The organism is Williamsia sp. D3 (assembly GCF_000506245.1).
Classification (GTDB): Bacteria; Actinomycetota; Actinomycetes; order Mycobacteriales; family Mycobacteriaceae; genus Williamsia; species Williamsia muralis.
Genome location: NZ_AYTE01000028.1, coordinates 1 through 11,237, shown reverse-complemented (window position 1 = coordinate 11,237; position 11,237 = coordinate 1). Strand labels below are relative to the sequence as shown.

At 61.9% G+C, this 11,237-nt stretch carries 9 protein-coding genes; 3 read left to right on the top strand and 6 right to left on the bottom strand.

The window, feature by feature from the left end:
• On the top strand, positions 1-269 hold a 269-nt coding region (locus W823_RS56720; protein WP_161634028.1), incomplete at its 5' end, for an ATP-binding protein.
• Between the two features lie 2,140 nt (positions 270-2,409).
• Here the strand turns inward: W823_RS56720 and W823_RS47495 are convergent.
• Both W823_RS47495 and W823_RS0129885 read right to left on the bottom strand, forming a co-directional pair.
• Complete coding sequence (locus W823_RS47495) at positions 2,410-2,598, bottom strand: hypothetical protein (RefSeq protein ID WP_023960034.1); 189 nt, start codon at positions 2,596-2,598, stop codon at positions 2,410-2,412.
• 1,605 nt (positions 2,599-4,203) lie between these two features.
• Complete coding sequence (locus tag W823_RS0129885; protein ID WP_023960028.1) at positions 4,204-5,079, bottom strand: alpha/beta hydrolase; 876 nt, start codon at positions 5,077-5,079, stop codon at positions 4,204-4,206.
• A gap of 442 nt (positions 5,080-5,521) precedes the next feature.
• Between W823_RS0129885 and W823_RS56715 the strand changes: the two genes are divergently transcribed.
• On the top strand, positions 5,522-6,361 hold the full coding sequence (locus W823_RS56715; protein WP_023960026.1) for an SAM-dependent methyltransferase: 840 nt from the start codon (positions 5,522-5,524) through the stop codon (positions 6,359-6,361).
• Here the strand turns inward: W823_RS56715 and W823_RS47475 are convergent.
• From W823_RS47475 to W823_RS56710, 4 genes are read right to left on the bottom strand one after another with little or no spacing between them, the layout of a single operon-like run.
• A complete protein-coding gene (locus tag W823_RS47475; RefSeq protein WP_023960024.1) occupies positions 6,351-7,331 on the bottom strand; it encodes a hypothetical protein in 981 nt (326 codons plus the stop codon). The genes W823_RS56715 and W823_RS47475 overlap by 11 nt on opposite strands.
• Before the next feature lie 19 nt (positions 7,332-7,350).
• Positions 7,351-7,890, bottom strand: a complete 540-nt coding sequence (locus tag W823_RS47470; protein ID WP_023960022.1) for a hypothetical protein — start codon at positions 7,888-7,890, stop codon at positions 7,351-7,353.
• Entirely contained in the window at positions 7,877-8,299 is a 423-nt protein-coding gene (locus W823_RS47465; RefSeq protein WP_023960020.1) for a hypothetical protein, read from the bottom strand. Before W823_RS47465 ends, W823_RS47470 begins: the two co-directional genes overlap by 14 nt.
• An 11-nt stretch (positions 8,300-8,310) precedes the next feature.
• A complete protein-coding gene (locus tag W823_RS56710; RefSeq protein WP_023960018.1) occupies positions 8,311-9,081 on the bottom strand; it encodes a hypothetical protein in 771 nt (256 codons plus the stop codon).
• 775 nt (positions 9,082-9,856) lie between these two features.
• Here W823_RS56710 and W823_RS47460 point away from each other — a divergent pair.
• Positions 9,857-11,092 carry a hypothetical protein gene (locus tag W823_RS47460; RefSeq protein ID WP_023960016.1) on the top strand — a complete coding sequence of 412 codons (1,236 nt, stop codon included), beginning with the start codon at positions 9,857-9,859 and terminating at the stop codon, positions 11,090-11,092.
• The last annotated feature ends 145 nt before the right edge of the window (positions 11,093-11,237 follow it).

The window sequence follows — 11,237 nt, the reverse complement described above, 5'->3', positions numbered from 1 at the left end:
CGTTGCCTGCCGAGGCTGCCTCTGCGTTGTTTCAGGTTGTGGCACAACGATATTTAGAGACGTCGATCGTGATCACCACCAACCGCAGCATCTCCGAATGGGGCGAAGTCCTCGGCGACACGACCGTCGCAGCGGCCATGCTCGATCGGCTCCTGCATCGCTCGGTAGTCCTCAAACTCGACGGCGATTCCTATCGCCTGCGAGACCACCACGCCCGATCAGAAAACCACCGCACCGCCGCCGGAACCATCCGCCGGCCGCTACAGTAGACCCACCTCACGGGTGGGGAATTTCGATGAGCACCACTGGGGAATTTTCCTGAGCCCCGTCAGCGCTGGCGCCGCCGGGAGCTGACCATCGAGCAGGCCATCTCAGAAGTGCACTCTCTGCCTCAGCGATGGCGCCGCTGACAGAATCATCCGACACCTCATAGGCTGTTCTAGGCCAGGCTGTTTGTGCCGCTACAGCTAACGCTTTGTGCCACTGCTTGATAGCTCGGCCGGGGTTGCTCTCGTAATCCTCACGCAGTCGAGTCAGTCCTGGCCTTCGAATCTGACCAACGACGTCAGTCCAACACCACCCGCTGGCAGCCATGCCTAACAGAACTCTCCACGCCACGGATGACCGATCGCAGGATGCCGTAAGGGGGTCGTTGAGTAGCTGCGCAGTCCCCCCAGTCAGAGGAGTGCGAACTCGGTCTAATCTCTGGGCGGGACCCGAACCGGTCGTGCTAATTCCGAGCGCCTTGTGCGGCGCGTGCTCCCGAGGCGTGGGCCGCGTCGGGAAGCGAGCGTGCAGCCAATCGACGACTTCCACGGGTGGTGCATCTCGATCCATTGCCAATAGAGCTGCGTCGAGGTCATCGGCCCGGAGAAGCGGTTCTGCACAGCCTCCAGCGCGGTGCGCTGAGCCAGGGATCCGGACGGCGCCGGTTGCCGGGTTGCAAAGGGGAGTGATATCGAGAGTGGGTAGGTGGGACCTAACGGCTCGAGCCAAGGCAGCAACTGATTGAGCATCTGCGCCGTATTGCAATCGAACCCAGACATGGATGCCGCCGGCAGGGCCGGACCGCACAGTGAGGTGCGGAACGCCTAGCTCCTCGAGCACCCTGGCCATGACCGAAGCATCGGCGTCGACTGCATCTCGTCCGTACCGGCCGACGTCGAAGTCGAAGGCTAGGAGCTGAAAGACCCCAGACCTGTCTGCTAAATAGCTAGCGGTCGGAATGTCTGACAGTGAAATTGGCCAGGACGAGGAGCGGTAGGAATGATCTTTGTCGACGTCGAGCCTCACCGTTGCGCGTGGCGACCAACGCCGCCACCACGCCAGAAGTGATAGACACGAGGAAGCGGGCCTATCAAGGGTTCGACTGTGCGACACGCGGGGTGTAGGGATTGCGGGCGCTTTCGGGCGCGAGCTACCCTGAGACCTGTCAGGCAAGACAGTCCCTTCGGGGAATGGCGAGACCCGCGAGACGAGCGCTTACTCGACCTCGTATGCCAGATCAAGAGCCCTCCGGCTGGTACCCGGGGGGTTCTTATCGTTTGGGCCCGCGCTACGGGGCGTTCATGAGTTCGTTAAGTGAGCGGGTAGGACTCCGATCGTTCGGCGCATACAGGCTTGGCGATGGCGGTCGCCAATGTTGCCAGCCGCGAAAACTCGGCCGAATTACAACGATGTAAGTATATCGTCGAGCTTTACGCGCATTTTTAACTCGGCCGATGCTGGCGAGTCGACCGCAAGTCCGGACTACCGCTACGCAAAGATGCAGGTCACACGCAGTGCGCCTGGTGCATTTTTGCGCTAATTATGAGACAATAAGATGTGGAACGGACCCCTGGCACCCGGCGTGTAGCCGAGGCTGTCCCAACCACACGTGGCCTTGAGAACGACTCGGGACGCGCACCGGTTGTCACTGCCTACTGCGCAAGACCTCAGTGCCGCAAAGAATTTCGGCGAACTATGGGGCGCGGGCGGCCGCGGACGTACTGTTCGAGCGAATGCCGGCGAGAGGCCGAAGGCGACGCGCGACGGCTTACTGCGCAGATCGAACACCATCGGACCATGGCCGACATGCTCACACGCGACCTCGCCGCTTTCGATCTTGATACTGCACCAGCCGCTCCCAACCACGCCGTAGCTCCAGGTATCGAAGTCGCGGTGGCGCGAGCCGAAGGAGTCTTGCTCGGGCTTAACGATGGGAGCACATTGGCGACGGAGTTCAACCGACTGTTAGAGGCCGTCCGCAGCGCGGCAATACCGCAGGATCAGCAGCATCGGGCTTCTTGAGGTCCGTCCCCGTTTCGTCCACCTGGTGGTGCGTACCCAGCGAAGCCGTCGACCCTGTCGTTAAGCAGGTACAACGTACGTCCAAGCTAGGGCGCCGCAGCCAAATGATCGGCCTGCCTGTCAGCTAACGCTCGAGCCATGCAGTTCTTCACCTTTCTCCGTGACTGCAGCGAACCGCGACGTCGCCGTAGGGGAGTAGCCACCCGTGATCATCGCAGGCGTCGCATAGCAACACGCCTCGACGGCGAACTTCGTATTCTTCTTGCCGAGCGTCATCCAGAGCAGCAGGTCGGTTGTTGAGGTCACCATGGCGATTCAAGATGCCCGCAAGCAACAAAATCGGCCGTTTCGGGTCGTGGGCGACCCAGTTGCCGTTACCGGGAAGCGTGTGGTCGCGAAGCAACTGATTGAGGTCGCGGTCAGTCCAACCGTATGCCGCTGGTTTCGCCAAGACATGTGACCAGGCCGCAGGGGTATACCGCCGAGCCCACTGCGGCGTACGCGCATTGCTTCGCCATCTTGAAGCGAGCAACAGGCCTCTGGTGTCCGGTTTGCGCCGTGACGGTGGGGTTCTTGTAGTTGCTGGGTCGCGCGTAGCGCGGCGTTGTTGCTCTCCAGCATTGCTGGATGGGGTTAGTAAGTTCTTCGATACGTGAGATGAGCGCCCTAAAGGGCGCCCTTCGGGATGGGGTGCCGCAGTTCTATTACCTGCGCGTTTATCCACAACTTGCGCACCGTGCAGTGCGTACACCGAGGCCCATCCACGACCTCGGTCTCCGACTCGGTACGAGGCGAGTCGCTCATCAAGCGTTCGCTGACGGCCACGCATGACTTCGGTGGCAACGCCAATCAGCCGCATCACTTTGCGGGCGCGCTGGACGGTGCGTTCGGCGCACCCGCTTATTGCAGCAACCCGCGCGACAGTAGGCCGGCAGTTACGGCCGGTGCGATAATCAGCGTGAACGGCATGGGCGGCCGCCACCTTGGTCAATACAGCAAGAGAAATGCCGTTCTTTGGGCCACCGAGGTGCGGAAGCACCCGCGCATAGTGCTGCGCGTACGCAATCGGCAGCGTCCACCTCAGCCAATGTTCGTCGCGATTCCAGCACGGAACACCCGCATGTGCATAGTCGCCGAGATCAAGAGCGATGGGCTGTAGCCCAAAGCACCCAAGTTTTCGAAGACGCACGGGGGCTGTGGTGCTCCGACCACGTCTGGGCCGCACCGGGCTGGACCCGCAGTAACGGCGGACCAGAAGAAAAGAGTCGGATTTTGTATCCGACACGCTATGTGCAGGGATTGCACGCGCCAGAGGGTGCGCGCTACCCTGAGACCTGTCCGACAAGACAGTCCCTTCGGGGAATGGGGCGGTTTCGCAACCGTCCTGACCCAGAGTTGGCGCTCTGAGTTCAAAACCTTGAGAAGCCCTCTGGCCCGCCAGCCAGGGGGTTTCTTAATTTGTTGCGAAAACCCGCCGTGTGAAGTTGTGTGGTGTTCCTATGCCGTTAGGCCGTCAGAGGCAGCTGCCCCTCCTTCACTAGGTCGGGGCCGACCTTGAGATCAGATCGACCAGCGATGTCGCATAATAGGTCCGCTACATACCTGCTGACCTGGCTGTATCCGGCGTGCGCTGCAAGTTCGGGTACGTCCACAGGTTCAGGGACGCGCACCATGTGTTCCTTGCGCTTTCCGAGATTCGGTTGAGCCATTCGGTGACCTTCCTTCCTTGCAGCCCGGCCAGCGGAGCACGTTCATAGTCGCGCAAACCTGTACCAGTAACAGGTAGCGACACGCCTGTAACAGAAACAGATTCCCCGAAGGTTCTCCGTTGGAGAACACTGCACCGACAGATCTTCCGTGCGGCTGGCTGTGAAGGTTCAGCGTGCCGATTGCACGAAGATCGCTACCACAGCCTCAAATCGCCATCACGCGCTCGAGAAAGTCGACCTGTGCCGCCATCCAAGCCGATTCGTGCACTCCGTTCTCTAGCTCGAAATGGCCAACAGGAAGCGTTTTCACCTCGCACGTGGGCGCCGCAGCTACCACCTCGTCAACCAGATAGCCCGGGGTCATGGGATCGTCTTCGCCAACGCAAAGAAGTAGTGGGGGAGCGCCCGCAGCGTACTCAGCCGGCCGATAGCGGACAAGATCAAGTAATACTCCAGCCGAAACCTTGTTGCACCAGGAGGTCCCGTCGAAAAGCCGCGAAACCCTTTCTGGCTCTGCGTTAGTCATAGCAGCGGTGCTTCCTACCGCGCCAACGAGCGGAATGTAATGAGGCTCGAGCCGGAGCGCTCGCCGGATCCGATCTGACACGGCCGCTGCGGCGAAACGCATTGTCCCCGGGAGGCCTGACTTGCTCGCGACTCCGACGAAGGGTAGCTGCGCAACAACGCCGCGCACGGGGTGCCTGCTCGCAGCGGCGATCGCGTGAGCACCGCCTAGCGATGTACCCCATAGCGCCACACGATTGGCGTCCACGCGAGAGTGTCTCGCCACCGCCTTCACGGCCGCGACGACCTCTTCAATTTGGAGAGCTACCTCTGCAACTTGGCGTGGAGAACCGTCGCTGTCGCCGAAGGAACTGTAGTCAAACGCGAACACCGCAAACCCAGCTGCATTGAATCCTCGAACGGCACTCTGAACTACGGGACCGTCGCGGGTGCCGCCCAGCCCCGGGCAGACGACAACTGTCAGCCCGTTCGCCTCGTCGATAGCCGGGGCGGTGAAAACACCCCGGCAGGTCGACCGCTCCGTTGAGAACTCAATGGTCTGTTCTGTTTTACTCACCGACTCACCCCCTGCCGGGAGCGGGTAAGATCCGCCGCTCTGCGGAACCAACCCGCCACACGAAACTGGACATTCCTTACTGCTAGCGAACCGCCACCAATCTCTTTCAGACACTGGTCATCTCGATCGTCGCACTGCGACATGTCATTTGCCACACCGCCCCTTCAGAGTAGGCGCGACACCCATTGGTCTAACTGCACGAGTAGCGGACGGACGCGCGCCGAATGCATCGCCGAATAGAATCGGGCGCACGGCTCGGCAGGCGGCCTTCCACCCATGTGTCGGTAATGAGAGTCGGCCCGAAGGTCTACCTTGTTGTTGGCAGATCGGAAGGCGAAGCTGCAGCACGGGACGAGGCTAACAGTTTCAATGCCTACTGTCATCCGTACAACACCTATAGAGTCATCACAACACAAGTATTGCGCTACACAAAGGGGCCTTTATGACGGACTTTGAGGTAGGAAATATCGCTGCAACTGCAGTTCTGACAGCGAAGATGCGTGCGTTGGAGACTGATCGGCCTGAGCCACTTATTTCAGATCCCTACGCGGCGTGTCTCGTTGAGCACTCGGGTCTGGACATGGCATCGGTGCAGCTGGAGCAGATGACGGGCCAGCGCCTGTTCGAGTCGAATATCGTGCGCACCCATTTTCTGGACACGTCGCTGCAGGCCGCGATTGCCGGCGGGGTGACCCAGGTCGTGATCTTGGGTTCCGGTTTGGACACCCGGGTCGCGCGCCTTGAGCTGCCCTCGCAGTGCGTCGTTTTCGAGATCGATCAAGCGAACGTGATCGCTTACAAGAAGCGGGTGTACGCCGAGGAAGGTGTTGTGGTGCCAGCCGACTGGCGGCCGCGTAGTGGCGACCTGGAAGGGGACTGGATCGGGGAGTTGACCACCGCGGGGTTTGACCCCGAGGTGGCGACTGCTTGGGTGATCGAGGGGGTGCTGTTCTATTTCTCCGATGACGTCGTCGCAAAGCTGATTCAGACGGTTTCGGACTACAGCGCACAGGGCAGCCAGCTACTTGCGGTCCACTTCGGCGCGGGGGCTCTCGTTGAAGCCCAGACGCGCGAGATGGCCGCAGCAGCAACCAATGCCGGCGGGTACGGGTTCAAGTCGATTGTCGCTGAGCCGGTTGGCTGGTTGGACGAATACGGCTGGGATGTTGAGGCTGAAACCTTCGGTAGTGCCGCACAGCGCTTGGGACGCACTATTCCCTACGACATCGAGGAGACTCCCGGCCAAGAGATTGCTTGGCTCATCAAGGCTGTTAAGCGATAGAGCCAGTGGGCTGGTCGTCGGCGGGGCGACCAGCCTTACGGTCGGCCGCGTTGCGGGCATCGGCCAGCTCCACTTGAAGGCTGTAGGCCGACAGAGGGTCCTTGGCTGCTGTCCAACACTGCCACTGGGTGGCCGGCGGGTCGGCCATAGGCAGTGCGAACTCCGGGTACTCCTGTCGTGCCGCGAGCCAGGTCGCTGCCGATTTCCTCAGCACTTTGAAGCGCCGCACCCGGTAGGGGAGTCGGACCGCCGGGTAGATCAGGACGGTCGCCATCGCCGCGAGTGCGATGAGCAGAGCAAGTATCAGCGAGATGGTCTTGACGTGCTCGGTGTACCAGTTGTCTTCGATGTCGAGCTCGGTCATCGCGAGATCGACAATTTTGTTGACCGTGTAGATGCAGGCCAGTGCTGCGGTCGTCGCCCAGCCGCTCAGCGTGAGCGCGAAGGGACCACTTCGCACTACTCGGACAGCCTGAACGGCAAGTGCGGCGTTGAGAGCGCCCGCAAGCCCAACTGATCCGAGGAACACACCCCAATACATCCAGACCGACCAAGTGAACGGGATGTCGGTGGTGATGTAGGAGCTGGGGATATCAGCAATCGGTGAGATCACATACGCGATGAACATCGCGCCAGCGATGGCGGCCTGGGCGATGAACCAGGGCCGGTAGGCCACTGGCCGACCTGTGAGCGCGAGCATCAGGACTACCGCCGGAACGGTCGCGCATGCAGCGAGCGACATTCCAACAAATGTCATGACGTTCGCCAGGCCAGTGACAGTCTTTAAGGCCGGGTTGATGACGTCGTCGGTGATGACCGGGGTGCGAGCGAGTTTTGCCAGCCCCACCAGCAAACACACTTGGGTGTAGGCCCAGTAGGTCGGCGTCGATTGTGCCGAGCCGTTTCGGATTCGCACTACGCCCACTGCCACCAGGAGTAGGCAGATGCCGGCGGTCAATACAGAGATCATCCGGTTCTCCGGTTCACGGTCACGGCCAGCCGAATGTTTGAGCGGCTTTCTCGAGCATCCGCCGCTGGGCTGCGGTCGCGTTCGCGGGAATGATGGTGTCGCGGTACTCATCTGCGCGCGCGATGAGCAGACGAGCGAACCACTCGGCCTGCAGTTCGAACGGGTGCTCATAGTTGGACCGAGCGAGAGAACACGGCAGCGTGAGCACGTTCGCGACGATTCGCGCTGGCATCAACGGAAACAGCGATGCGAGGTAGCTTTCGCGTTCCTCGGCAGAAAGCGTGTGTTGCAGCAGAATGTGGCCGAGTTCATGTCCGATGGCAATCTCCCTGGGCACGCCAGTGAGATCTGGACGGACATACACCTGGTCGCTGTTCGCAGTCGGCACCCACGCCGCGGAGCACTCGTCGACAAGATCAGGTGGCAGATCGTGCAGGGTTATGGGTCGGTCACGCTCAAGGGACAGCGTCGCGATCGCTGCCTCGATAGTCCACGGCCGACGGAACGGTACTTGCGCAACGGCGGCCGCGGCCACCGTCTCCGGATCAGACGCCGTCATCGAGAGAGTTGTCAGGGTTGGCCAGACGCGCGAGTGCACTCCGGGCCTTGTCACTCATGGGCTTCTCGGACGCGCGTAGCGCGATAAGACCGGTGGTGTTGTTCGCAATGAGGAGGAAATTCTCAAGTTGAAGGGCATATGGCGTGTAGACGTCAGGGTTGTCCGAGACCAAGTAGGCAGCTGCCTCGCCATCGAAGCCGAACGAGACAGCCAAGGCAGTGCGTTCTTCCAGGGAGGGGAGTGCCTCTCCGGCAAACCACCGGTCCACTGTGTGGCTGTCGATGTGGCGATGCAGCCTGTCACTGAGGGTGCGGGACAGTTCCGCGCTAGTTTTAGGTTGCTCCCCGACATAGTTAGCCAACTCGCGCAGTCGGCTGATGCGGACCTCGAGCGGCAGAGTCGTAGACATGGAACCCCCTCCTAGTCGTTCTCCTGACGCAGCATAATCGATCGCCGCTTAGCCCTCCACCGCGCCGTAAAGACATCAATGAGGCCTTTTTCATCCTCCGGAAGCATGCCGGCGAGCCACCGTCGGTACAACTGATCGACACGAGCAGGGTCGCCCGCGGGTGCGAGCGGGGAATTCAGATGCGCGCGAAAGGTCAGCTCGATCGCCGGCGCAATCGTCGCACCAGGTCCGCCCACACGCTCGAGTACTTCGGTGGCGTAGATAGCGGTCAAACGCTGAACACACCTCCGCAAAGCCTCATGCGTATCGGGCGAAGGGGAGCCAATCGCTCCATCAGCCGCACGAACAATGTCTCGAACGATCGCCACGGGCATTTCAATCGTGGTGAACGACAGCGCATCTGTTAACTCGAGCGTTTCATTGTCAACGGGAGCACCGGACGAGGATGTGCCGCCGTGAAGCATCTTGGCGGCCGTGCCTTCCGGCCATTGCAGCCCCTTGTCCAGGCGCCGCAGGGTTGTCGGCCTCGGCTCGGTTGTTTGAGCATCGGGGTTTTCGATCCGCGCCATCGTAGTGTCGGCCGGACCGCCATTTCCGTGCACCTCTGCGCGCGTGAGGGCGAGCGCGCGACGCCGTTCTAGTACGGCCTTCGCAAGGCGCTGCAAGCGTTCTAAATCACCCGGCATGATCGAAACCGTATCCCAGCTAAAGGCCGCCTCGAAGCCAAGATCTGACGTGTTTGGGGCCGCTTTGGGTTCCGAATCGTCTATTAGAGGGAACATCGCCGTTTTGCTCCTAGTTTTGCAGTCCTTGCAACCACCATATGATTGGCTTACAGTGCCTTTATAACGTACGAGTGGTACTCAAAGAGTGGACCGTGTGCGCTATGCTACTGCCAGCAACTGCGAACGGGGAGGTACGACGTTGCTACCGACTACGGACTTCACTGCGTGCCCGGGGGGCCCGGTCTCGCGCTCCGGCTTACGCCCGTCAAGTACCGCATCAACGCCCAGACGCCACTCGGCGTACTAGTGGCGTCCGTCGCGGGAGATAGTCCTGCCATAAATCGCTGGTCGCGAGCCGACCGCCGGGTACCGCAATTCGAAAGACGGAGCCACGGATGAACATTCGCCGCGGGCGGCCACCTGACAGACCGGGGGGCCCTGGGAGAGGCCAAGATTTGCCGTCCAACCTCTCCCAGGGCGAAAAGGCCCTAACGAGTGCTCAAGATTTGCCGTCCAAGCACTCACAAGGCCCCCACTGTCCAGCCGCTGATTTTGTGCCCACAGAGCCGAACGTCCCCAGCTTAGGCGTTATATCCAAGCCTGCCTCGAGGATTGGCTGCCCGGCGCAACCTGTGGGCTTCATCTGTCTTCCCCATCGCGAGGAAGCTGCTGCCCCGACCTGTCCCCTCGGTCACACGGTTGAACGACTCCACATCCCTTGATGCATCGCTAATACCGCGATGCCTCGCGGAGATCTACAAAGCCCCTCAGTTTGTTCACGTCGAAAGGAAATGCCTTGCCATATAACGCCGTTCATACTCCTCGTCACGCCTTGCCAGCGCGTGGCAACAGCTTCACCCGCTCGTTGGAGGCCACGTCGTTGGCGTCGCGGCGGGTGATCGCGGCCGCGATCGCGACGGCTGCTGTGGTCAGTTGCGGTACCGCCGCTGCCGGGGGAGCGTTCGCCGAGCCCGGCGGCCAGGGCGGGGTGACTGTGCCTCCGTCTGGAGGCCCCGGCCAGGGCGGTGTTACCGCCGCACCGCCGGCACCGGCCGAACCGGTCGCCCCCGTGTTTGATGACGGCCCCGGCTCCATCCCTGACCCGGTATTTAGTGCTCCGCCGGTGTACGAGGGAACTCCTGAGGACTCGTCGTACGATCCGTCCTACTACCAAGCGCCGCCGTCGTATTCGACGATCTACAGCCCGGTCCCGCAAGGACCGATCCACGCACCCGTGGCCACCAAGCCGGTCCGGCCGATTCTGCCGAAGCCAGGCAACGTCCGGGTCGGCAACATCACCGCCCCGCAAGGTGTGCTCTCCGATGCCGACACCCGCTCGATCAATCGGTGGTCTGCCTACGGTGAATCGGAGTTCGCTCGCGCGTTAATCTCGGTGGGGGTGCCTGCTGATGTGGCCTCGCGGCAGGCCGCAGCGATGGCCGTGGGTGCGGGTACCGGAATGCTGATCGCGACTGTTCTGTTCGTCCCGCCGGCGACGCTGATCGGCGCACTGGCCGGGCTGGGTATCGGTGCCGCTGTCGCACCGTTCACTCCACTTCCCCCGGTAGCACCGCTGGTCGGAGCCGGCGGCGGTGCTGCTGCTGGCGCGGCCACCGGCCTCGCATTGGCGCTGACGATCGGTGGTGTGACCGGCGGAACCCTGGGGTGGCTGTTCGGTGCTGGCGATCCAGGAGCGAACGGAGATACACCGACCGCGCCGGGCACCCCGGAAAGCGAGTTGAGCAAGCCGGAGCCGCCGAATCCGGATGCCAACCAGTACGAGCTCAACGCACAGGGCCTGCCGGGCAACGGCACTGTCAACTATGTCGTCAACTCTCGCGGTGATGTCAGCGGCAACGTGAATGTCGGCCCGGTGAACGTGCCATTGGAGTGGTCAGCTGAGCAGGCCGACGCTCCGTATGAGGCGGCTGGGTTCTTGGCGCAGACCGCCCGCGACACCGTCGCTGATGTGACCGCGCAGGTCAGTACGCAGATCGAGAAGGTCATTCCCGGTGTGCGCGTGGAGTTCCCGCAGCTGATTCCGGCTGCTACTCCTGCTGTGAGCTGAGCCCGGTTCAGTAATGGCTGCGACGCGATACTCCGCGAGTCGCCGCCCCTCGGTGGGGCAGCGACCCCGATCTGCGGGCATGCCGACGGCACCGGCACCTCAGCCACGGCAGATGCGTGGCGGTCGCCGGGGCTGGCAACGCCCC